At 67.5% G+C, this 22640-nt stretch carries 16 protein-coding genes; 12 read left to right on the top strand and 4 right to left on the bottom strand.

The genetic code is table 11. The features are described from left to right. Positions 1 to 5: 5 nt before the first annotated feature. Complete coding sequence (locus ACWV14_RS26920; RefSeq protein ID WP_454904569.1) at positions 6 to 1139, bottom strand: NADH:flavin oxidoreductase/NADH oxidase; 1134 nt, start codon at positions 1137 to 1139, stop codon at positions 6 to 8. A gap of 819 nt (positions 1140 to 1958) precedes the next feature. Then, positions 1959 to 2261: a putative quinol monooxygenase gene (locus ACWV14_RS26915; RefSeq protein WP_422088185.1), complete on the bottom strand. Its 303-nt coding sequence runs from the start codon at positions 2259 to 2261 to the stop codon at positions 1959 to 1961. 400 nt (positions 2262 to 2661) lie between these two features. On the opposite strand from ACWV14_RS26915, the gene ACWV14_RS26910 reads away from it, so the two are divergent. From ACWV14_RS26910 to ACWV14_RS26900, 3 genes are read left to right on the top strand one after another with little or no spacing between them, the layout of a single operon-like run. After that, positions 2662 to 7425 carry a CapA family protein gene (locus ACWV14_RS26910; RefSeq protein WP_454904568.1) on the top strand — a complete coding sequence of 1588 codons (4764 nt, stop codon included), beginning with the start codon at positions 2662 to 2664 and terminating at the stop codon, positions 7423 to 7425. Beyond that, positions 7422 to 8363: an alpha/beta hydrolase family protein gene (locus ACWV14_RS26905; protein ID WP_454904567.1), complete on the top strand. Its 942-nt coding sequence runs from the start codon at positions 7422 to 7424 to the stop codon at positions 8361 to 8363. Before ACWV14_RS26910 ends, ACWV14_RS26905 begins: the two co-directional genes overlap by 4 nt. A gap of 18 nt (positions 8364 to 8381) precedes the next feature. Continuing rightward, positions 8382 to 9461 (top strand): aldose epimerase family protein, encoded by a 1080-nt coding sequence (locus tag ACWV14_RS26900; RefSeq protein WP_454904566.1) that lies wholly within the window; start codon positions 8382 to 8384, stop codon positions 9459 to 9461. A gap of 11 nt (positions 9462 to 9472) precedes the next feature. On the opposite strand, the gene ACWV14_RS26895 is transcribed toward ACWV14_RS26900, so the two are convergent. After that, on the bottom strand, positions 9473 to 10411 hold the full coding sequence (locus tag ACWV14_RS26895) for an SMP-30/gluconolactonase/LRE family protein (protein WP_454904565.1): 939 nt from the start codon (positions 10409 to 10411) through the stop codon (positions 9473 to 9475). Between the two features lie 140 nt (positions 10412 to 10551). On the opposite strand from ACWV14_RS26895, the gene ACWV14_RS26890 reads away from it, so the two are divergent. Beyond that, entirely contained in the window at positions 10552 to 11325 is a 774-nt protein-coding gene (locus ACWV14_RS26890) for an SDR family NAD(P)-dependent oxidoreductase (protein WP_081268559.1), read from the top strand. Positions 11326 to 11438: 113 nt separating this feature from the next. Here ACWV14_RS26890 and ACWV14_RS26885 read toward each other — a convergent pair whose 3' ends face one another. Beyond that, positions 11439 to 12404 carry a LysR family transcriptional regulator gene (locus ACWV14_RS26885; RefSeq protein WP_422088180.1) on the bottom strand — a complete coding sequence of 322 codons (966 nt, stop codon included), beginning with the start codon at positions 12402 to 12404 and terminating at the stop codon, positions 11439 to 11441. Between the two features lie 143 nt (positions 12405 to 12547). On the opposite strand from ACWV14_RS26885, the gene ACWV14_RS26880 reads away from it, so the two are divergent. The 8 genes from ACWV14_RS26880 (at position 12548) to yjfF (ending at position 22636) form a co-directional block, all read left to right on the top strand. Further along, on the top strand, positions 12548 to 14014 hold the full coding sequence (locus ACWV14_RS26880; protein WP_454904564.1) for an aldehyde dehydrogenase family protein: 1467 nt from the start codon (positions 12548 to 12550) through the stop codon (positions 14012 to 14014). A 72-nt stretch (positions 14015 to 14086) separates the two neighbouring features. Next, a complete protein-coding gene (locus ACWV14_RS26875) occupies positions 14087 to 15052 on the top strand; it encodes an ABC transporter substrate-binding protein (RefSeq protein WP_454904563.1) in 966 nt (321 codons plus the stop codon). A gap of 12 nt (positions 15053 to 15064) precedes the next feature. Further along, positions 15065 to 16135, top strand: coding sequence for a multiple monosaccharide ABC transporter substrate-binding protein (gene chvE / locus ACWV14_RS26870; RefSeq protein ID WP_454904562.1), 1071 nt, complete (start codon positions 15065 to 15067; stop codon positions 16133 to 16135). A gap of 41 nt (positions 16136 to 16176) precedes the next feature. After that, positions 16177 to 17703 carry a multiple monosaccharide ABC transporter ATP-binding protein gene (gene mmsA / locus ACWV14_RS26865; RefSeq protein ID WP_454906086.1) on the top strand — a complete coding sequence of 509 codons (1527 nt, stop codon included), beginning with the start codon at positions 16177 to 16179 and terminating at the stop codon, positions 17701 to 17703. Further along, a complete protein-coding gene (gene mmsB, locus ACWV14_RS26860) occupies positions 17690 to 18904 on the top strand; it encodes a multiple monosaccharide ABC transporter permease (RefSeq protein WP_454904561.1) in 1215 nt (404 codons plus the stop codon). The genes mmsA and mmsB overlap by 14 nt, the downstream gene beginning before the upstream one ends. A gap of 9 nt (positions 18905 to 18913) precedes the next feature. Beyond that, a complete protein-coding gene (locus tag ACWV14_RS26855; protein ID WP_454904560.1) occupies positions 18914 to 20437 on the top strand; it encodes a sugar ABC transporter ATP-binding protein in 1524 nt (507 codons plus the stop codon). A gap of 139 nt (positions 20438 to 20576) precedes the next feature. Further along, complete coding sequence (locus tag ACWV14_RS26850) at positions 20577 to 21611, top strand: ABC transporter permease (protein WP_454904559.1); 1035 nt, start codon at positions 20577 to 20579, stop codon at positions 21609 to 21611. Then, entirely contained in the window at positions 21608 to 22636 is a 1029-nt protein-coding gene (gene yjfF, locus ACWV14_RS26845) for a galactofuranose ABC transporter, permease protein YjfF (RefSeq protein ID WP_454904558.1), read from the top strand. Before ACWV14_RS26850 ends, yjfF begins: the two co-directional genes overlap by 4 nt. Positions 22637 to 22640: the final 4 nt, after the last annotated feature.

The raw sequence follows: 22640 nt of genomic DNA, 5'->3' as shown, positions 1-22640 counted from the left end.
GCTAGCTAGCGCGCGCCGAACGCCGCGTTCTCGAACAGGTCCTTGAACTCGCGCGGCTGCGAACGCCAGTACTGGTGCGGCGCCTTCACCTGCGCGCCCAGTTCGGCCGCCGCGTGCCACGGCCAGCGCGGGTCGTACAGCATCGCGCGGGCCAGCGACACCGCATCGGCCTGCCCTTCGGCAATGATGGCCTCGGCATGGGCCGGCTCGGTGATGAGCCCGACGGCGATGGTCGGCAGCCCGACCTCGGCCTTGATGCGTGCCGCGAACGGCACCTGGTAGCCCGCGCCCAGCGTGATGGCCTGTTGCGGCGACACGCCGCCGCTCGACACATGGATGGCCGCGCAGCCGCGTGCCTTCAGCGCCTGCGAGAACGCGACCGTGCCGTCGAGGTCCCAGCCGCCGGGCACCCAGTCGCTGGCCGACACGCGCACCCACACCGGCCGCTCGGCCGGAAAGGCTTCGCGCACCGCGTCGAAAACTTCGAGCGGAAAGCGCATGCGGTTCTCGAGGCTGCCGCCGTATTCGTCGTCGCGGTGGTTGGCGATGGGCGACAGGAACTGGTGCAGCAGGTAGCCGTGCGCCGCGTGGATCTCGATGCCGTCGATGCCCAGCCGCGCCGCGCGCCGTGCCGCCGCCACGAAGGCATCGCGCACGCGCCGCAAGCCGGCGGCGTCAAGCGCGATGGGCGGGTCTTCGGTGGGCGAATGCGGCACGGGCGAGGGCGCATAAGCCTTCCATCCGCCGGGCTCGCCGGGGCGGATCTGCTTGCCGCCTTCCCACGGCGCGCGGCTCGACGCCTTGCGCCCCGCGTGCCCCAGTTGCATGGCGATCTTGATGGGCGAATAAGCGCGCGTGGCATGCAGCACCCGCGCCAGGCCTTCTTCATTGGCATCGGAATAAAGGCCGAGGTCGCCGGGAGAGATGCGCCCTTCGGCCTCCACCGCCGTTGCCTCGATGATCAGCAGCCCCGCGCCCGAAAGCGCCAGGTGGCCGAGGTGGATCAGGTGCCAGTCGCCCGGCGTGCCCTCCGTGGCGGAGTACTGGCACATGGGCGCGATGACGATGCGGTTGTCTATGTCGAGCTGGCCGAGCTTCAGGGGCTCGAACAGGCGGGGCGGGAATGTTGGTTGACTCATGACGGTGCGGCTCCACAGGAGCGGCAATTCTGCGGCGCGGGCGCGATTCGCATGGCGGCTGTCGCAGAGGCCTTGCGGCTCGATGCGGTATCGAAGGCCTGGGTGTCGGATGCCTTCAGGGCGTGCTCACGCCGACGGGGTACCTTGCTCCGCGAATGTCCCCCGCCCTTCGGGCTCCTCCTTTATTTCGCTGCGCAAGGCACCCCGCCAGCGTGAGCGTTCAGTGCTGCTGTGGAAGCTGCATTTGTTGGCGCTCTGCGGGACTTCGTGCTGTATCGAGCGGCTGTTTCGCCGGGTTCTTCTCTAGAGTGGATGCCCCTGTCACTCGAGACCCCACCAAGGGGGAAGGAAGGCGCAACACACCCACCACCCAGATGTTTGAAGGCTGCTTGCCTCGCGGCAGGTCGTCGGTGCGAAAGCAGCGATGCGGATGCGAGGTATCAAAAGGCGACGGCCGAGGTGTTACGAGCACCCCGACCGTCTAACCAGGTTCGTGCAACCACCTTGGAAGGAACCGCACAAAAATCGCTACCAAGACTATAGCCCGGCCTCGCACGCCGGCAACTTCCGAAGACGCCGCCCAGGGCCCGGCGGATCTTCTCGAAAACACCCTCTCTCAGCTCGAAGCGCTCCTGTGGGTTTGCCACGGCGAAGGCATCGACTGGCGCAGCGGTGAAGGGCCTCGGCAACTGGACAACCTGCTCTGGCTTGCGGCTGATCTGGCTCGCAAGGCGGGGCAACTGTTTCAGCTGAACGAGAAGGCGCGACGCGCGGCGCCTGAGACCGGCGGGTAGCGGCTGGCGCGCCCTGATTGGTTGCCTAGCCGGGTAGCTTTGCCGCAAGCACGTCGACACTTTGAATGGACGGCGGCTCGGAGAACAACTCCCCCGCCTGTGCCATCAAAGCCGCCGCAACCTTGCCCGACAGATGCGCTTGGCGGCCTGCGTCATCCGGAAAGGCATCGAAGATTCCGAAGGTCGACGGCCCAAGGCGAATGCCGAACCAGGCGGTAGTGGCTGGCTCTTCCATGACGAGAGGAAGACCACCCTTGAGAAAACTCTCGACGTCTTTCTCTTTCCCGGGCTTCGCTTCCAGGCGAACGAACAACGCGACTGTGACCATGACATGCTTCCTTTCTTTCAAAGAACGCGACCGGTCCTGGTCGCATAGGGCAGAGCAGTCTGCGCCATTTCAATGCCCATGTTGCTGACTATTTTTGGTTCATCGACGCTCGCCGTTCGTAAAAAGCTCAGCGGCGCACCCGCGCATTTCCGTCTGAAATGCGCCGCAACGGCCGAACCCCCAACCCCACAGCCGCCCTCACCGTGCGCAGGGCGCCGGGTGCTCCCCGCAGCGAAATAAAGGAGGAGGCCGCAGGCCGGGGGACATTCGCGGAGGGGAGTACCCGGTGCCCTGTGCACGCGCCCCGAACAAAGCCACCCCAAGAGCAAACAGCAACAAGCGATCCCATGGATTGACGGGATGGCAAGCCGCTCGACGCCCTGTCATCATTCGACGCTGCATGAACATCGATCCGAACCCCCTAGTCGATTTGTTGAACCGAGCCAGGCAAGCCCTGGCGGACCCGGCGGGCATGCTGCCCGCGACCAACCCCGCCACCCCGGAGGCTGGATGCGTCGTGTTCTTCGCCACAGGCGAAGGCAGCAGCCGCGCCCGCGTGGCATCCGGCCGTGGTGCCGATGTCGAAGCCGCATGGCAAGCCGCCGCCGAAGCCATCGCAGTGCAGGCCGGCCGCGGCGAACAGCCGCCGCAACGCCTGCGCGCCGAGGTCGTCGACAAAGTCACCCCCATGCGCTGGCGCGAGCTCAAGGCGAAGTTGGCGCAAACCAAGCGCAACTACTTCAACGAAGGTATCGCCTTCGACGCCCGCTTCGAGCTGGCCCTGCTCGCTCAGGAAATGCACGGCGGCGCGGTGCTCTACAACGGTGACGTCGACCACGCCGAGCCCAACCCCGGCAACCTGCACCTGCTCAGCAAACGCCGCTTCGGCCGCGAGATCGACTTTCCGTCAGACGACGAAACGCCCGTCTGGTGCTTCACCACCCGCGCCGTGTACGTCGACGCCAAGGGCGCATGGCCCATCACCGCAGAAGGGCAGGCCGCCGGCTTTCGCACCCTCACCGACTGGAACGCGCCGCAGATCCGCACCCTCATCGAAGACGCCAGCACCTACCTCGCCGCCCAGGTCAAGCCCACGGGCGAGTTCGACTACGGCTGGTTTCCCTGCTTCGACCGCCTCATTCCCACCTACAACACGCTGCGCCACGCAAGCTCGACCTACGCGATGCTCGAGGCCTGGGAGCTCACGCGCAGCGACGTGCTCAAGGCATCCATCGACCGCTCGATCGGCTTCCTCGCGGGCACGCTGATCCGCCCGGCCGTGCTGCCCGACGGCACGCGCGCCGCCTACCTGCTGGACATCGGCAACGAGATCAAGCTCGGCGGCAGCGCCGTGTGCCTGCTCGCGCTGGTCAAGTACACCGAGCTCACGGGCGACCGGCAGTTCCTGCCGCTGCTGGAGCAGCTTGCGCTCGGCATCCGCCACATGCAGGACGCGGAGACCGGCAGCTTCGTGCACGTGCTGAATGCGCCCGCGCTCGACGTGAAAGACAAGTTCCGCGTCATCTACTACGACGGCGAAGCCGCCTTCGGCCTGATGCGGCTGTACGGCCTCACGCGCGACGCGCGCTGGCTCGCGGTGGTCGAGAAAGCCTTCGAGCACTTCATCGCGGCCGAGCACTGGCGCGCGCACGACCACTGGCTGAGCTACTGCGTCAACGAACTTACCCGCTACAGGCCCGAGACGCGCTACTACCAGTTCGGCCTGCGCAACGTGGCGGGCTACCTGGACTTCGTGCTCGAGCGCATCACCACCTTCCCCACGCTGCTCGAGCTGATGATGGCCGCGCGCGACATGGTGCTGCGGCTCGAAGCCGACCCCGCGCTGCGGCCCCTGCTGGCCGAGCTCGACCGCGACAAGTTCGACCGCGCGCTGGCCTACCGCGCGCGCTACCTCGCCAACGGCCACTTCTGGCCCGAGCTGGCGATGTTCTTCCGCAACCCCGACCGCATCGCCGGCTCGTTCTTCATCAAGCACCACAGCTTCCGCGTGCGCATCGACGACGTGGAGCACTACCTGTCGGGCTACGTGGCCTACCACCGCATGCTGAAGGCGAGCGAGGGCCAACAGCAAGGAGGGCGGCGCGCAGGCACCGGCACCGTCGCATGGGGCGGCGACGTGAACCTGGCGCGGCGCCAGCACTTCCGCATGCAGGAGCTGGGCGGCGCGCGCAGGATGCTCGGCGACATCGCCACGCTGCGCGATGCCGACCTGCGCATCGTCAACCTCGAATGCGTGGTCGCGACCACCGGCGAGCAGGGCGTGGACAAGGGCGAGGCGGGGCCGTACTACTACCGCGCACGGCCCGAGATGCTCGCCGTGCTGACCGAGGCCGGCATCGGCATGGTCGCCACCGCCAACAACCACAGCGGCGACTACGGCGCCGAGGCGCTGCTCGAGCAGCAGGCGCACCTCGATGCCGCCGGCATCGCCTACGCCGGTACCGGGCGCACGCTGGAGGCCGCGTTGCGCCCCGCCTTCCGCCGCGCGGGCGGCGTGCGCGTGGCGCTGTTCTCGCTCGACGCCACGCAGCCGCGCTTTGCCGCCACCGCCGAGCGCGCGGGCGCGGCCTGGCTGCCGCTCGACGACCCCGCTGCATGGAGCGCCGAGCTCGCACCGCGCATCGAAGCCGCGCGCCGCGAGGCGGACGTGGTGCTGGTGGCGGTGCACTGGGGCGCCAACCTGGAGACCGAGCCTTCGGCGGCCGAGATCGCCGTCGGCCATGCCATCGTCGACGCGGGTGCGGATGCGGTGCTTGGCACCTCGGCGCATGTGCTGCAGGGCATCGAGGTCTATCGCGGCCGGCCGATCCTGCATGACGCGGGTGACCTGCTGTTCGACTCCATCCGCAACGACTTCGGCGACTCCGGCGTGTTCACGCTGGCGCTGGGCCTGCGCGGCGTGGAGGCGGTGGTGTTCACGCCGGTCGGCGTCGGCTACGGCTTCTCGCGGCAGCTGGCGGGCGAGGAGGCAGAGGCGCTCGGCGCGCGCTTCGCCGCGCAATGCCGCGCGCTCGGCACGGAGGTGGCGGTGGTGCAGGGCGGGCGTTGCGCCTTGCGGCTGTCGCCGCCGGAGCGCCCGGTGTTCCAGGCCGACCCGGCCGCGGCCGAGGCGCCGGCTTCGCGGCCCGCGCCGGTCGTCGGCCCGGTGCGCACGCCGCGCCCCGAGTGGCTGGTCGACGCGGTGCCCTTCGACGCGCGCATCACGCCGCTGCAGTTCGGCCCGCTGCGCCTGCTGGGGCTGCGCATCGCGCCCCGGCAGATCGCCGGGCGGCGCATGCTGTGGGTCGAATCTTTCTGGTGCGCCGACGAGCCCGTGGCGGCCGACCTGCGGCTGCAGTTCCGCGCGCTGCCGATGCGCAGCCGCACGATGCCGCCTTGGGGCGAGGGCATGGACCACGACCCGTGCGACTGGATGTGGCCCACCAGCCGCTGGGAGCCCGGCCGCATCTACCGCGACCGCTACGGCCTGCGCCCGCCGCGCCCCGGCCTGCTCGAAAGCGACGTGCTGCAAATCGAGGTGCGCATACGCGGCAGCCTGCCCGATCTTCCGCCAGAACTCTCGAGTGCACGACGCCTGCATGTGTGGTGCGGCCTGCGCGTGCCTGAACTCCCGGTGCCGCTGCCCGAGCGCCCCGCGCCCGTGCTTGCTGTCGACCGCCTGGGCGAGGGCAACAAGCCCGCGCCGGTGTGGACCGCCGCGCAACTGCAGCAGATCACCGGGGGCCGCTGGCTGGTCGAGCCGCCGCCGGGCTGGTTCGTGAACTCGGTGGTGCGCGGGCCCATCCACATGTCGATGCTGCCGGGGCCGTCGCTCTTCGTGGCGTCCGACTACCGCACGCTCGCAGTGCACGAGAGCTACAGCAAGCCGCGCGCCGACAACTGGGACCGCCACCTCGAACTGCCCGGCCTGCAGCAAGCGCTGGCCGGCGCCGTGGTCGCGCACGAAGTCGAGGGGCTCGACGCGGCCTTTCCACTGCTGCGGGTGGACGACCCGATTGCCGCGATGCTCGCGCTGGGCGCCGCCGCGCGGGCGCGCTACAAGGGCCTGCTGGTGGGCGTGACAGGCACGGTGGGCAAGTCCTCCACCATCGCCATGCTGCGCGACCTGCTGCCCGAGCGCGCGCGCGTGCACACCACCATCGACAACTACAACTCGCGCGTCGGCGTGCCGGCCATGCTGGCCAACCTCGCGGCCGACGCCGATGTGTGCATCCTCGAAATGGCGCAGAGCAGCCTTTGGATGGAGCGCGGCCCCATATCGCTGGTGGCGCGGCCGCACGTGGCCGTCATCACCGAGATCGGCCTGTCGCAGACCCGGCAGGCCTCGACGCTGGAACTCACGGCCGAATACAAGTCGCGCATCTTCCTGGGGCTCGAACCCGGCGGCGTGGCCATCGTGCCCGACCACATTGCCTGCCTGCAGCAGGTGGTGCAGGCGGCGGCGCGCACGGCCGGCGCGATCTGGGTGGTGGGCACGGGGCCCGACGCCAACATCCGCATCGTCGACACGCAGCCCGAGCCCGGCGGCGGCTGCCGCGTGCGCATCGCGATGGCGGGGCGCACGGTGGCGTATTCGTTTCCGCTGCATAGCGCTGGGCTGGTGCGCAATTCGGCGCTGGCCTTCGCGGCCCTGGTGGCCATGGGCTTCGACGCCGAAGCCGCCTGCGCGCGCATGCCGCATGTGCGCCTGCCGGCCTCGGTGATGCAGGTGCATCCGCTGCGCACGCAGGCCGGCGTGCAGGCCACGCTGATCGACGACAGCTGGAACGCGGAGGTCATGTCGATGCGCAACGCCATGGAGTTCGTGCGCGGCTTCCAGCGCGCGGCGCAGGGCCCGGTCGTGCGCAAGATCGGCGTGCTGGGCCGCATCATCAACCTCGACAAGGACGCCGAGGCCATGCACCGCAGCCTGGCCGCGCCGCTGCTGCAGTCGGGCATCGCGCACGTGGTGACGCACGGCGACGAGATGCGCTGGCTGCGCGAGGAAGTGCCGGCCGAACTGCTCGGCCCGCACTTCGACGACGCGGCGCAGCTCGCGGGCTACCTCGGCGGTTTCCTGCGCGATGGCGACCTGGTGCTGGTGAAGGGCGACCGCGTCGGCTCCGACTTCGGCGAGGTGCCCGTGCTGCTGCGCAAGCTATGAGCATGCTCGGCTTCCTGCGGCGGCATGCCCGTTGCGCCCTTGTGCTTTGCGCGCTGGCGCAGGCCGCCTGCGCGCAGCGCACCGGCCCGGACGTGCCGCGCCCCTTTGCCGCCAGCAACGACGAGGTGCTGCACTGGAACCAGCCCGCCGATCGCGCGAGCTGCCCCGACCGTGCCGGCTACCTGTGGGTGCAGCCGGCCGAGGGGCCGGCCTGCATCCGCTACTTCGCGAGCGACGACATCGACGGCGCGCGCATCGCCATCGTGCAGTTCTCGGGCGACCGCGACAGCGTGATGGACCAGGCGCCCACGCGCATCCCCGGCAACACCGAGCCGCTGCGCACGCTCGACGCACAGCGCAGCCGCGACCGCGCCGGCGTGCCATGGGTCTTCATGGCGCGGCCGGGCACCTACGGCTCGTCGGGCGACCACCGCAAGCGCCGCGAGCTGGTGGAGTTCCATGCGCTGGACGCCGCGCTCGATGCGCTCATGCAGCGCCACAAGCTGCAGCGCATCGTCATCCTCGGCCACAGCGGCGGCGCCACCGCGGGCGCCGCGCTGCTCACGCTGGGGCGCACGCGCGTGGCCTGCGCGGTGCTGACATCGGGCGCCTACGGGCTGCTGGAGCGCGCGACGCTGCTGGGCCGCTCGAACGGCGGGCGCACCGACACCACCGGCAGCGCGCAGTTCTACGACCCGCTCGACCATGTGGGCGGCATCGCGCGCGACCCGTCGCGGCGCATCGTGCTGATCGGCAACCGCGACGACCACAACACACCCTTCGCGCTGCAGCAGCGCTTTGCCGACGCGGTGGGCAAGGCCGGGCACCGCGTGGAGATCCGCACGCACGCGGCCGAGCCGCCCGAATATCACGACCTCACGGACCGCATCGGCCTGCGCACCGCCTCGCTGTGCGCGCGCGAGGCGCTGTTTCCCTAGCCTGCAGAACGCACACCCATGAGCCAATCCATCACCTCGCGCGCCTACGGCCGCATGCCCGACGGCCGCGCCGTGACCGAATACACGCTCGACAACGGCCGGGGCCTGAGCCTGAGCGCCATCAACCTCGGCGGCATCGTCACCGCGCTGCGCGTGCCCGACCGGCACGGGCAGGCCGCGAACATCGTGCTGGGGCTGCCGTCGCTGGAGGAGTACCTGAAGCCGCATCCGCACTTCGGCACCATCGTCGGACGCTTCGCGAACCGCATCGCGGCGGGGCGCTTCACGCTCGACGGCGTGGCTCACCAACTCGTGCTGAACGACGGTCCCAATTCGCTGCATGGCGGCGCAAAGGGCTTCGGCACGCGCTTCTGGGACATCGTGCCGCTGACGGCGCAAGAAGCCGGCGGCGACATCGCCATCGAGCTGCGCTACACCAGCCCCGACGGCGAAGAAGGCTACCCCGGTGAACTGCGCGCCACGGTGCGCTACACCCTGAGCACGACGGCGAACACCTGGCGCATCGACTACAGCGCGCTGGCCGACCGGCCCACGGTGCTGAACCTGAGCCATCACGACTACTTCAACCTTGCAGGAAGCGCCGGCGGCTCGGTCATGGACCACCGGCTGACGCTGCCGGCGAGCCGCTACTGCCCGGTCGATGCCACGCTGATACCGACCGGCCTGGCCGACGTGGCCGGCACGCCCTTCGACTTCCGCACCGGCACGCTCATCGGCGAGCGCATCCGCCAGGGCCATGAGCAGCTGCTGCTCGCGCACGGCTACGACCACAACTGGGTGCTCGACCGAGGCCCCGCGCACCATGGGCTGGCGCTGGCGGCGCGGCTCGCGCACGAGGCGTCGGGCCGCGTGATGGAAGTGCACACCAGCGAGCCCGGCGTGCAGTTCTATTCGGGCAACTTCCTCGACGGTAGCCTGCTGGGCAGCGGCGGCGCGAGCCTGCGGCAGGGCGACGGCCTGTGCCTGGAAACGCAGCACTTCCCCGATTCGCCGAACCGGCCGGACTTTCCCTCAACAGTGCTGCGACCTTCCGAGGTGTTCCGCAGTGCGACCGAGCACCGGTTCGGCATCGGCTGAAGCAGCGAAGTTCAGCCCGCGAACAGCGCCGCCGGCACGCCGGGGCTGCCGATGCGCACCTTGAAGAGCCCCCCGGCCAGCGGTTCGGCGGCCTGCTGCTCGGGCGTGAGGCCGTTGCGCGCGGTCGTGATGTAGAGCGTGCGCAGGTCGGCGTCGCCGAAGGCGCAGTCGGTCACGTGGCTCGCGGGTATGGCGATGCGGCACAGCTCCGCCGCGCTCACCGGGTCGTGGCAGGTGACGCAGGAGCCGCCCCAGTGCGCGATCCACAGGCGCCCGGCGGCGTCGGTGGTCATGCCGTCCGGCAGGCCGTCGGGCTTGGGGAAGCGGTGCCATTCGCGGCGGTTCGACACGGTGCCGGCTTCCATGTCGAAGTCGTAGGCGTAGAGCTTGTTGAGCACCGTGTTGTTGAAGTACATGGTGCGGCCGTCGCCCGACCAGGTCGGCCCATTGGTCACTTCGAAGCCGTCGTCGTGGCGGGTGCAGCGGCCGTCGGCGTCGTAGCGGTAGAGCGCGCCGGTGGGGGCCTTGCAGTCGAAGTCCATGCTGCCGGCCCAGAAGCGGCCGCGGGCGTCGCACTTGCCGTCGTTGAAGCGGTTGCCGGTGCGCTCGGTCTCGGGCTGGTGCAGGTAGCGCGGCTTCGCCTCGTCGCCGGGCACGGTGGTGTCGAACAGCGCGAAACCACGCCGCAGCGTGATGAAGAGGCCCGGCGCCGAGGCGCGCTCGGCGATGGCGGTGATCTCCTCGTCGAAGGTCCAGGTGCGTCGCGCGCCGGTGGCGGGGTCCAGGCGAAACAGGCGCGGCGTGAGGATGTCGATCCAGTAGAGCGCCTGCTCGCGCTGCGACCACAGCGTGCCTTCGCCGAGGTTGGCGCCGGCGGGCCAGATGCATTCGGGCGCGCCTTCGACGACCGGTGCGGGGGAAGAAGAGGTGTTTGTCTCGTGCTTGTTCATTTGTTGTTTCCGTTGCTCGGTGTCATGTCTTCTTGACGCGGCGGATCGTATCAAGGCATATTGATAACTGAAATTAAAAATACTGGCATCGATTGATATGCATATTGCAATGTCACTTGCCGGGCTTCTGGAGACCTTTCTTGAATTCCCCCCAGCTTTCCATTCATCCGAGCCTGAAGGACCGCACAGTGTTCGTCACCGGCGGCGGCAGCGGCATCGGCGCGGCCATCGTCTCGGCATTCGCGGCGCAGGGCGCGCGCGTGGCTTTCGTCGACATCGCCGAGAGCGCCAGCGCGGAACTCGCGCGGCAGATCGTGGCGGCCGGCCATGCAGCGCCGTGGTGGCGCACGTGCGACGTGCGCGACATCGCCGCGCTGCAGCAGGCCATTGCCGATGCGGCGGGCGAACTCGGCGACTTCGCGGTGCTGGTCAACAACGTGGCGAGCGACGACCGCCACACGCTCGAGTCGGTCACGCCCGACTACTACGACAACCGCATGGCCATCAACGAGCGGCCGGCGCTGTTCGCCATCCAGTCGGTGGTGCCGGGCATGAAGCGGCTGGGCTTCGGCTCGGTGGTGAACCTGGGCTCCACGGGCTGGCAGACCAAGGGCTCGGGCTACCCCTGCTATGCGATTGCCAAGTCGTCGGTGAACGGCCTGACGCGCGGGCTGGCGGTGGATCTGGGCCGCGACCGCATCCGCATCAACACGGTGTCGCCCGGCTGGGTGATGACCGAGCGGCAGGTGAAACTGTGGCTCGACGAAGAAGGCGAGAAGGCCTTGCACCGCAACCAGTGCCTGCCCGACAAGCTGATGCCGGAAGACATCGCGCGCATGGTGCTGTTCCTCGCATCCGACGACGCGAAGATGTGTACGGCTCAGGAATTCACAGTGGACGCCGGCTGGACGTAATCAGGTACTCCCCCAGGCTTTGCGCACTTCGTGTCGCTTCGCCAAGCCCCTCGCCGGGGGCAATGCCTGCGGCCCGGCAAAGCCGGTTCCGCGGCATCCTCGAATGAATCCGGTCAGTCGATCTCCATCTCCAGCTTGCGCCCGTAGACGCTGGCGCTGGCCGTCTTCAGCGCCTTCATCATCACCCTGGCCGCCGGCGACAGCAGCCGGTCGGTGCGCGTGATGATGCCGAAGGCGTCCATGTGGCAGGGCATATTCAGCGGCAGCAGCGACACGATGCCGTGCGATGCGTAGTAGCGCGCCACGTCGGTCGCCAGCACGGCCACCATGTCGCTCTGCTGCAGCATGCGCGTGATGAAGAGCAGGGCAGGGCTCTCGATGGTGTTGGTCGGCGGCGCCAGGCCTTCTTCCTGGAACATCAGCTCGAAGCGGTGGCGCAGCACGCTGCCCGCGGGCGGCACGATCCAGCCGGCGCTCACCACGTCGCGCAGCGTGAGGCTGCTCACGCCCAGCAGCGGATGGCCCGGCCGCACCAGCGCGCACACCGGCTCTTCGCTCAAAGCCTCGTAGCGCAACTGCGACTTGTCGTGCTCGGCGAACAGGCGCGCCACCAGGATGTCGAGCTTGCCCTGCTCGAGCCGCTCGATCAGCACCGGGCTGGTTTCTATCTCCAGCGACACGCGCAGGTCGGGCTGCTCGCGCTTGACCATGGCCACGGCCGGCGGCAGCAGCGTGAGCCCCGGCGCGGTGATGGCGCCCACGCTCACCTGGCCGAATCGCCCGGCCTTGAGTGCGGTGAGTTCGTCATGCGCCTGGTTCAGGCTCGCGAGCGCGACGCGGGCGTGGCGGATCATGGTCTCGCCGTACCAGGTCGGGCGCATGCCGCGCGGCAGGCGGTCGAACAGCGGCACCTCCAGCACGTCTTCCAGGTCTTTCAGCAGCTTGGAGGCGGCCGGCTGCGTCATGTTGAGCACCTGCGCCGCGCGGTGGATGTTGCCTTCCTCGGCCAGGGCCACGAGCAGCAGCAGTTGCCGCGTCTTGAGCCGGGCGCGGATGAACCAGTGGTTGTAGTTCGTCATTTTTCTTAAGACCAAGGACTGATCGGGTTTTCCAGAATCCAGCGATTGATATGCATTTTGCGTAAAAAACGATTGGATCGATATCGATTCTGTTCTTAGACTGCCCTCACTTCAAGAACAACAGAGACAAGGTCGACGCCACGGTGATTCACGGCGAGATTCATCTGAACGTGCGGCAGTACATCAATGGCCGTTGGGAAACCAGCGCGACCACCGGTGTGAGCGCCAATCCCTCGGACACCAGCGAAGTGGTGGCCGAGTACGCACGTGCCGACCGCCGCCAGGCCGAAGCCGCCATCCGCGCTGCCACCGAAGCCTTTCCGCACTGGAGCCACAGCACGCCGCAGCGGCGCGCCGACGTGCTCGACCGTATCGGCGCCGAGCTGCTGGCGCGCAAGGACGACCTGGGCCTGCTGCTGGCGCGCGAGGAAGGCAAGACGCTGCCCGAGGCCGTGGCCGAAGTGGCCCGCGCCGGCCAGATCTTCAAGTTCTTCGCGGGCGAGGCCATCCGTAGCGGCGCAGGCGGCGGTGGCGGGGAGAACGTGGCCTCGGTGCGGGCGGGCGTGCAGGTCGACGTCACGCGCGAGCCGGTGGGCGTGGTCGGGCTCATCACGCCGTGGAACTCGCCCTTCGTCATTCCCGCCTGGAAGATCGCGCCCGCGCTGGCCCACGGCAACAGCGTGGTGTTCAAGCCGGCCGAGCTGGTGCCGGCCTGTGGCTGGGTGCTGGCCGAGATCATCAGCCGCGCCGCCGTGCCGGCCGGCGCCTTCAATCTTGTGATGGGCAGCGGCCGCGAAGTGGGGCAGGCGCTGGTCGACAGCGCGCTGGTCGATGCGCTGAGCTTCACGGGCTCGGTGGCCAACGGCGAACGCATCCTGCAGGTCGCCGCCGCGAGGCGCGCGAAGGTGCAGCTGGAGACCGGCGGCAAGAACGCGCTGGTGGTGCTGGCCGACGCCGACCTCGACCGCGCCGTCGACTGCGCGGTGCAGGGGGCGTATTTTTCCGCCGGCCAGCGCTGCACCGCGTCGAGCCGGCTCATCGTCGAAGCACCGGTGCACGACGCCTTCGTGGCAAAGCTGCGGCAGCGGCTCAAGGCGCTGAAGATCGGCCATGCGCTGGAACGCGGCATCGACATCGGCCCGGTGGCCGACGAGGAGCGCCTGGCGCAGAACCTCGCGTGGGTCGGCATCGCGCGCGAGGAAGGCGCCGAGCACGTCTGGGGCGGCGAGGCGCTGGAGCGCGCCACCCGCGGCCACTACATGAGCCCCGCGCTGTTCCTGGCGAAGCCTTCGCACCGCATCGCGCGCGAGGAAGTCTTCGGCCCGCTGGCCTGCGTGCTGCGCGCCGACGACTACGACGAGGCCCTGGCGCTGTGCAACGACACGCCCTTCGGCCTGTGCGCGGGCATCTGCACCAATTCGCTGAAGCACGCCATGCATTTCAGGCGCCATGCCGTGGTCGGCATGACGATGGTCAATCTGCCGACCGCGGGGGTGGACTTCCACGTGCCCTTCGGCGGCCGCAAGGGGTCGGGCTACGGGCCGCGCGAACAAGGGCGCCACGCCGCGGAGTTCTACACGACGGTGAAGACCGGCTACATGCTGGCCTGACCTGACGGGGTTTCGTTCATCACTACCAACAGTCAACTGCAAGTCCTCGCGACATCAAGAAGGAGACATCCCATGACCATGAATCGCCGCACCCTCAACACCGCGCTCGCCGCCGCAGCCCTGGGCAGCATGCTGCCCGTGTCCGTCTTCGCACAGAAGAAGCTCGTGCTGGGCTTCGCGCAGGTGGGCGCCGAAAGCGAATGGCGCACCGCCAACACCGAGTCGATCAAGTCGTCCGCCAAGGACGCCGGCATCGAGCTGAAGTTCTCCGATGCACAGCAGAAGCAGGAGAACCAGATCAAGGCCATCCGCTCCTACATTGCGCAGAAGGTCGACGTGATCGCCTTCTCGCCGGTGGTGGAGTCGGGCTGGGAAACCGTGCTGCGCGAGGCCAAGGCCGCGAAGATCCCGGTGGTGCTGACCGACCGCTCCGTCAACACCAAGGACGACTCGCTCTACGTGACCTTCATGGGTTCCGACTTCGTCGAGGAAGGCCGCAAGGCCGGCCGCTGGCTGGTCGAGAAGATGAAGGACCAGAAGGGCGATGTGAACATCGTCGAGCTGCAGGGTACCGTGGGCTCGGCCCCGGCCATCGACCGCAAGAAGGGCTTCGAGGAAATCATCAAGGCCGACCCGAAGTTCAAGATCATCCGCTCGCAGACCGGCGACTTCACCCGCGCCAAGGGCAAGGAGGTGATGGAAGCCTTCCTGAAGGCCGACGGCAAGAAGATCAATGTGCTGTTCGCGCACAACGACGACATGGCCATCGGTGCCATCCAGGCCATCGAAGAGGCAGGCCTGAAGCCCGCGAAGGACATCGTCATCATCTCCATCGACGGGGTGAAGGGCGCCTTCGAGGCCATGATCGCCGGCAAGCTCAACGTGTCGGTGGAGTGCAGCCCGCTGCTCGGCCCGCAGCTGATGCAGGCGGTGAAGGACATCAAGGAAGGCAAGACGCTGCCCAAGCGCATCGTGACCGTTGAAAGCATCTTCCCCATGGAAGTGGCCGCCAAAGAATTCCCCAACCGCAAGTACTGAGGACACCCCGACATGAAACGCAAATTCCTCAAGGCATCGCTCGCGGGCATCGCGTTCGCCATCGTCGGCTTCTCGCCGTTGGCCAGCGCGCAGGACAAGGGCCTGATCGCGATCTCGATGCCCACCAAGTCGTCGGCGCGCTGGATCGCCGACGGCGCCAACATGGTCAAGTACTTCAAGGACAAGGGCTACAAGACCGACCTGCAGTACGCCGACGACGACATCCCCAACCAGCTCGCCCAGATCGAGAACATGGTGACCAAGGGCTCAAAGGTGCTGGTCATCGCGGCCATCGACGGCACCACGCTGTCCGACGTGCTGCAGAAGGCCGCCGACAAGGGCGTGAAGGTGATCGCGTACGACCGGCTCATCAAGGGCTCGAAGAACGTCGACTACTACGCCACCTTCGACAACTTCCAGGTCGGCGTGCTGCAGGCGCAGTCGATCGAGGCGACGCTGGGCCTGAAGAGCGGCAAGGGGCCGTTCAACATCGAGCTGTTCGGCGGTTCGCCCGACGACAACAACGCCTTCTTCTTCTACAACGGTGCGATGTCGGTGCTCGATCCGTACATCAAGAGCGGCAAGCTGGTGGTGCGCAGCAAGCAGATGGGCATGGACAAGGTCGGCACGCTGCGCTGGGACGGCGCGGTGGCGCAGGCGCGCATGGACAACCTGCTGTCGGCCTACTACACCAAGGACCGGGTGGATGCTGTGCTGTCGCCTTACGACGGCCTCTCCATCGGCATCCTGTCGTCGCTCAAGGGCGTGGGCTACGGCTCTGGCTCGCAGCCGATGCCCATCGTGTCGGGGCAGGACGCCGAGGTGCCTTCGATCAAGTCGATCCTGCGCAAGGAGCAGACCTCGACCGTTTTCAAGGACACGCGCGAGCTGGCCAAGGTGACGGTGTCGATGGTGGACGCGATGCTCTCGGGCAAGACGCCCGAGGTGAACGACACCAAGACCTACAACAACGGCATCAAGGTCGTGCCCTCCTACTTGCTCAAGCCGGTGAGCGTGGATGCGTCGAACTGGAAGCAGGTGCTGGTCGACAGCGGCTACTACAAGGAAAGCCAGATCAAGTGAGCATCGAAGGCAGCCTCGCCGATGCCGGCGCCATCCTCGAGATGCGCGGCATCACCAAGACGTTTCCCGGCGTGAAGGCGCTGAGCAATGTCAACCTCGGCGTGCGCGCCGGGGAGATCCACGCCGTGGTGGGAGAGAATGGCGCGGGCAAGTCGACGCTCATGAAGGTGCTGAGCGGCGTCTACCCGTGCGACTCCTACGAGGGCGAGATCCGCTTCGAGGGCGAGGTGCGCCGCTTCCGGGGCATTGCGGACAGCGAGAAGCTCGGCATCATCATCATCCACCAGGAGCTGGCGCTGGTACCGCTGCTGTCGATTGCCGAGAACATCTTCCTGGGCAACGAGATCACGCGCGGCGGCGTGATCGACTGGTTCGCCGCCTATGCGAAGACGCGCGAGCTGCTCGCCAAGGTGGGCCTGCAGGAGCCGCCGACCACGCTGGTGACCGACCTGGGCGTGGGCAAGCAGCAGCTGGTGGAAATTGCCAAGGCGCTGGCCAAGGAAGTGAAGCTGCTGATCCTCGACGAGCCCACCGCCAGCCTCAACGAGAAGGACAGCGACGCGCTGCTGATGCTCTTGCTGGAGCTCAAGCGCCAGGGCATTGCGTCGATCCTGATCTCGCACAAGCTCAACGAGATCGCCAAGGTGGCGGACTCGATCACCGTGCTGCGGGACGGCGCGACCGTCGAGACGATGGACTGCCGCGCGCAGCCTATCAGCGAGGACCGCATCATCCGCGGCATGGTCGGGCGCGACATGGCGCACCGCTATCCGCAGCGCGCGCCGAAGATCGGCGAGACCGTGTTCGAGGTGCGCGACTGGCGCGTGCACCATGCGCTGCACGCCGACCGCGAACAGATCAAGGGCGTGAGCCTGAACGTGCGCCAGGGCGAGATCGTCGGCATTGCGGGCCTCATGGGCGCGGGCCGCACCGAGTTGGCCATGAGCGTGTTCGGCAAGTCCTACGGCCAGCGCATCAGCGGCTCCGTGTTCATGCACGGCAAGCCGGTGGACGTGAGCACGGTGCGCAAGGCCATCGACCACGGCGTCGCCTACGTCACCGAAGACCGCAAGGGACTGGGGCTGGTGCTGGAGGATGACATCCGCAGGAACATCACCCTGGCCAACCTGGAGGCGGTGGCCGATTCGACGGTGATCGACACCGGCCGCGAATTCAAGGTGGCCAACGAATACCGCAAGGCACTCAACATCCGCTGCTCGGGCGTCGAACAGCTGGTGGTCAACCTGTCGGGCGGCAACCAGCAGAAGGTCGTCTTGAGCAAGTGGCTCTTCACCAAACCCGAGTTGCTGATTCTGGACGAACCCACGCGCGGCATCGACGTGGGCGCCAAGTACGAGATCTACACCATCATCGACCAGCTCGCGAGCGAGGGCAAAGGCATTCTCATGATTTCTTCTGAACTGCCGGAACTGCTCGGCATGTGCGACCGCATCTACGTGATGAACGAGGGCCGCTTCGTGGCCGAGTTCACCGCGGCCGAGGCTTCGCAGGAACGCATCATGCATGCCATCGTGAGTTCAGGGAGTTCCGTTCATGTCGCAGCCTGAAGTCAACGCGATGAAGCCGGCGGTGCCGGTGCAGGAAGGGGCGGCCAGGCTGCATGCCGGCTTCCTGAAGAACAACCTGCGCGAATACGGCATGCTGATCTCGCTGGTCGCGATCATGGTGCTGTTCCAGGTGCTGACCGACGGCACGCTGCTGCGGCCGCTCAACCTCACCAACCTGCTGCTGCAGAACAGCTACGTTGTCATCATGGCGCTGGGCATGCTGCTGGTGATCGTGGCGGGGCACATCGATCTTTCGGTGGGCTCGGTGTGCGGCTTCATCGGCGCGCTGGCAGCGGTGCTGATGGTGGAATACGAGTGGCACTTCGTGCCGACGGCCATCGTGAGCATTCTTGCGGGCGCCGTCATCGGCGCGGCGCAGGGCTGGTTCGTGGCGTTCCGCAAGATACCTTCGTTCATCGTCACGCTGGCGGGCATGCTGGTGTTCAAGGGGCTCACGCTGGCCTTGCTGGCGGGGCAGTCGGTGGGGCCGTTTCCGGTGGAGTTCCAGCGGCTCAGCTCGGGCTTCATTCCCGATCCGCTGGGCGGAGACACACTGCGCCTCACATCGCTGATCGTCGGTGCGCTGGCCGCCGTCGCGCTGGTGTTCTTCAAGCTGCGCGGTCGCGCCAGGCTGGCGGCGCACGGCATGGAGCAGGAGCCGTATGCCTTCTTCCTGGTGAAGAACCTGTTCTTCGCGGCCATCATCCTGTTCTTCAGCTACCTGCTCTCCACCTACAAGGGCCTGCCCAACGTGCTGATCGTGATGGCGGTGCTGATCGTGGTGTACGACTTCGTCACCAACCGCACCACCATCGGCCGGCGCATCTATGCGCTGGGCGGCAACGAGAAGGCCGCGCGGCTGTCGGGCGTGAAGACGCAGCGGCTGGCGTTCCTCACCTTCGTGAACATGGGCGCGCTGGCGGCGCTGGCGGGCCTGGTGTTCGCGGCGCGGCTCAACACGGCCACGCCCAAGGCGGGCCTGGGCTTCGAGCTGGACGTGATCGCGGCCTGCTTCATCGGCGGCGCCTCGGCTTCGGGCGGCGTGGGCCGGGTGATGGGCGCGGTGATCGGCGCCTTCATCATGGGCGTGATGAACAACGGCATGTCGATCCTGGGCATCGGCATCGACTACCAGCAGGTCATCAAGGGCCTGGTGCTGCTGGCGGCGGTGTTCATCGACGTCTACAACAAGAACAAGTGACGGCTGCACATGGCTGACGACGACACTTCCTCGCCCGTGCTGGAGCTCAAGGGCATCCACAAGCAGTTCGGCGGCATCCCGGTGCTGCGCGACGTGCAGCTGCGCTTGTACCCGGGCGAGATCCATGCGTTGATGGGACAGAACGGTGCGGGCAAGTCGACGCTGATCAAGGTGCTGACGGGCGTGCTGCCCTCGAGCGGCGGCGAGATATTCCTCGACGGCCAGCCGATTCACCCGCATTCGCCGCTGGAGGCGCAGAAGCTGGGCATCAGCACGGTCTACCAGGAAGTGAACCTGTGCCCGAACCTGTCGGTGGCGGAGAACGTGTTCGCGGGGCGCTATCCGCGCTGCGGTGTGGCGCAGGGCTTTCGCATCGATTGGGCCAGCGTCAATCGGCGCGCCGAAGAACTGCTGGCGCGCATCGGGCTGGACATCGACGTGACGCGGCTGCTGTCGAGCTATTCGGTGGCGGTGCAGCAGATGGTGGCAATTGCGCGGGCGCTGGGTGTGTCGTCGAAGGTGCTGATCCTCGACGAGCCGACCTCGAGCCTGGACGACGACGAGGTCGAGAAGCTGTTCGAGGTGCTGCGGCGTTTGCGCGGCGAGGGCTTGGCGATCGTCTTCGTCACGCACTTTCTCAACCAGATGTACGCGGTGTCCGACCGCATCACGGTGCTGCGCAATGGCAGCTGGATCGGCGAATGGAAGGCGGCCGACCTGGGGCCGCAGGCGTTGATTGCCGCCATGCTGGGGCGTGAGCTGGCGGCGCAGTCGGCACGGCCTGCGGCGTTGCCTGCGTTCGATGAAGCCGCACCGGCGCTGTTGCAGGCCGAGGGGCTGGGCCAAGCCGGGCAACTGCAGGCGACGGACTTGCGCGTGCGTGCAGGCGAGGTCGTCGGCATTGCCGGCCTGCTGGGCGCGGGCCGCACGGAGCTGGCGAGGCTGCTGTTCGGGCTGGAGTCGCCCGACCGTGGCGTGCTGAAGGTCGATGGCCGCTCCGTCAGTTTCTCGAATCCGGCCGATGCGATCCGCGAAGGCCTCGCGCTGTGCCCCGAGGAGCGCAAGACCGACGGCATCGTTGCGGAACTGTCGGTGCGCGAGAACATTGCGCTCGCCCTGCAGGCGCGGCTGGGCACGCGGCGCTTCCTGTCGCATGCGGAGCAGACCGAGATGGCGGAGCGTTTCGTCAAGTCGCTGGGCATCAAGACGGCGAGCGTCGAGACGCCCATCGGGCTGCTCTCGGGTGGCAACCAGCAGAAGGCCATGATCGCGCGCTGGCTCGCGACAGAGCCGCGTTTGCTGATCCTCGACGAGCCGACACGCGGCATCGACGTGGCGGCCAAGCAGGAGATCATGGAAGAGATCCTGCGGCTTGCGAAGGCGGGCATGGCGGTGATCTTCATCTCGTCGGAGATGAGCGAGGTAGTGCGCGTGGCGCATCGCATCGTGGTGCTGCGGGACCGGAAGAAGGTGGGGGAGCTGCCTGGTGGGGCGACCGAGGACGAGGTCTACGAAATGATTGCGGCAGCATGATGCATCTCCTTTCTTTCTCCCTCCCCTTCCGGGGGAGGGCAGGGGTGGGGGCAGGCGGCCTTCACCTTCGCGCGGCGTTCGACGCCGCATGCCCCCATCCCAGCCTTTCCCCGGAAGGGGAAGGAGCAAGGCAGAACACATGAACCGCCTTTCATCTCTCATGAGCCATCGCCTCGCCTGGCCCATCATCACCCTCGTGCTCCTGCTCGCAGTGAACACAGCCTTCAACGCCAGCTTCCTCCACCTCGAATGGCGCGACGGCCATCTCTACGGCAGCCTGATCGACATCCTGAACCGCGCCGCACCGCTGGTGCTCGTGTCGCTCGGCATGACGCTGGTCATCGCCACGCGCGGCATCGACATCTCCGTGGGCGCCGTGGTGGCTATCGCGGCAGCGCTCGCGGCCTGGATGATCGGCGGCTCCGTGGCCAGCGACGTGAGCCGCTTTCCCATGTCGCTCGCCATCCTCGCGGCCATCGGCATCGCGCTGTTGTGCGGGCTGTGGAACGGGCTGCTGGTCGCCAAGGTCGGCATGCAGCCGATCATCGCGACGCTGATCCTGATGGTGGCGGGGCGCGGCATCGCGCAGCTCATTGCCGACGGTCAGATCATCACGATCTACTACAAGCCCTTCTTCTTCCTGGGCAGCGGCTATCTGCTGGGGCTGCCGTTCTCGCTGTTCATCGCGGCGGCGGTGTTCGTGCTGCTGTACCTGGCCATCACGCGCACCGCGCTGGGGCTGTTCATCCAGGCGGTGGGTATCAACCCGACGGCGGCGCGTGTGGCGGGCGTGCAGGCGCGGCGGCTGATCATCGGGGCCTATGCATTCTGCGGTGCCTGCGCTGGCGTGGCGGGGCTGCTGATCAGCTCCAACGTGAAAAGCGCGGACGGCAACAACGCGGGTCAGCTGATCGAGCTCGATGCGATCCTGGCGGTGACGCTGGGCGGCACGGCGCTGACCGGCGGGCGCTTCAGCCTCGTGGGCAGCGTGATCGGCGCGCTGATCATCCAGACGCTGACTTATGCGATCTATTCGCTGGGTGTGCCGCCCGAGATCAACCTGGTGGTGAAGGCGGGCGTGGTGTTCGCGGTGATGCTGCTGCAGTCGCCGGAGTTCAGGGCGCAAGTGCGGGCGCTGGTGCAGCGGCCTGCGCATGAAGGAGCGAAGGCATGAGCGCGGTGATCGACGCAGCACCCTCGCCCCAGTCTTCTCCCGCGCGAGGGAGAGGAAGCAAGAGGGGGCTCAATCCCAAGTACCTGCCGCTGGCGGCGACCATCTCGCTGTTCGTGCTGGTGGCCACGCTCGGCTCCGTTTTCTACGACGGCTTCTTCTCGGCGCAGGTGTTCCTCAACCTGCTGATCGACAACGCCTTCCTCATCGTCGTGGCCGTGGGCATGACCTTCGTGATTCTCTCGGGCGGCATCGACCTGTCGGTGGGCTCGGTGATCGCGCTGACCACCATGGTGTCGGCTTCGCTGGTCGAAAAGCACGGCTGGAGCCCCGGCTTGGTCATTCCGCTGGTGCTGGTGATGGGCACGGCCTTTGGCGCATTCATGGGGCTGCTGATCGAACGCTACCGGCTGCAGCCCTTCATCGTCACGCTGGCTGGCATGTTCCTGGCGCGCGGGCTGTGCTACCTCATCAGCATCGACTCGATCAGCATCACCAACGAGTTCTATTCGGAAGTCTCGCAAATCCGCATTCCGGTCTGGGGCGAGGCCTCGGTGTCCATCAGCGCGGTGATTGCGGTGGCGGTGCTGCTGGCGGCGATCTTCATCGCGCATTGCACACCCTTCGGCCGCGCGGTGTATGCCATTGGCGGCAGCGAGCATTCGGCCATGCTGATGGGCCTGCCGGTGCGCCGCACGCTCATCGGCGTGTACACGCTCTCGGGTTTCTGCTCGGCGCTGGCGGGCGTGATCTTCACGTTCTACATGCTCTCGGGCTACGGCCTGCATGCGGTGGGGCTGGAGCTCGACGCCATCGCGGCGGTGGTGATCGGCGGCACGCTGCTCACGGGCGGCGTGGGCTATGTGGCGGGCACGCTGTTCGGCGTGCTGATGCTCGGAATCATCCAGACGCTGATTTCATTCGACGGCACGCTGAGCTCGTGGTGGACCCGCATCGTGGTCGGCGCGCTGCTGTTCGTCTTCTGTTTGCTGCAACGCTTCTTTACCTCGCGCTCTCCACGGCGCTGATTCA

The organism is Variovorax durovernensis (genome assembly GCF_977011995.1).
This window is presented reverse-complemented; position numbering and strand designations above follow the sequence as displayed.

What these genes read in the sequence shown, in the direction of transcription:
- ACWV14_RS26920 (WP_454904569.1), bottom strand. Translation starts at nt 1,139, where the DNA reads ATGAGTCAACCAACATTCCCGCCCCGCCTGTTCGAGCCCCTGAAGCTC.
- ACWV14_RS26915 (WP_422088185.1), bottom strand. Translation starts at nt 2,261, where the DNA reads ATGGTCACAGTCGCGTTGTTCGTTCGCCTGGAAGCGAAGCCCGGGAAA.
- ACWV14_RS26910 (WP_454904568.1), top strand. Translation starts at nt 2,662, where the DNA reads ATGAACATCGATCCGAACCCCCTAGTCGATTTGTTGAACCGAGCCAGG.
- ACWV14_RS26905 (WP_454904567.1), top strand. Translation starts at nt 7,422, where the DNA reads ATGAGCATGCTCGGCTTCCTGCGGCGGCATGCCCGTTGCGCCCTTGTG.
- ACWV14_RS26900 (WP_454904566.1), top strand. Translation starts at nt 8,382, where the DNA reads ATGAGCCAATCCATCACCTCGCGCGCCTACGGCCGCATGCCCGACGGC.
- ACWV14_RS26895 (WP_454904565.1), bottom strand. Translation starts at nt 10,411, where the DNA reads ATGAACAAGCACGAGACAAACACCTCTTCTTCCCCCGCACCGGTCGTC.
- ACWV14_RS26885 (WP_422088180.1), bottom strand. Translation starts at nt 12,404, where the DNA reads ATGACGAACTACAACCACTGGTTCATCCGCGCCCGGCTCAAGACGCGG.
- ACWV14_RS26875 (WP_454904563.1), top strand. Translation starts at nt 14,087, where the DNA reads ATGACCATGAATCGCCGCACCCTCAACACCGCGCTCGCCGCCGCAGCC.
- chvE (WP_454904562.1), top strand. Translation starts at nt 15,065, where the DNA reads ATGAAACGCAAATTCCTCAAGGCATCGCTCGCGGGCATCGCGTTCGCC.
- mmsA (WP_454906086.1), top strand. Translation starts at nt 16,177, where the DNA reads ATGCGCGGCATCACCAAGACGTTTCCCGGCGTGAAGGCGCTGAGCAAT.
- mmsB (WP_454904561.1), top strand. Translation starts at nt 17,690, where the DNA reads ATGTCGCAGCCTGAAGTCAACGCGATGAAGCCGGCGGTGCCGGTGCAG.
- ACWV14_RS26855 (WP_454904560.1), top strand. Translation starts at nt 18,914, where the DNA reads ATGGCTGACGACGACACTTCCTCGCCCGTGCTGGAGCTCAAGGGCATC.
- ACWV14_RS26850 (WP_454904559.1), top strand. Translation starts at nt 20,577, where the DNA reads ATGAACCGCCTTTCATCTCTCATGAGCCATCGCCTCGCCTGGCCCATC.
- yjfF (WP_454904558.1), top strand. Translation starts at nt 21,608, where the DNA reads ATGAGCGCGGTGATCGACGCAGCACCCTCGCCCCAGTCTTCTCCCGCG.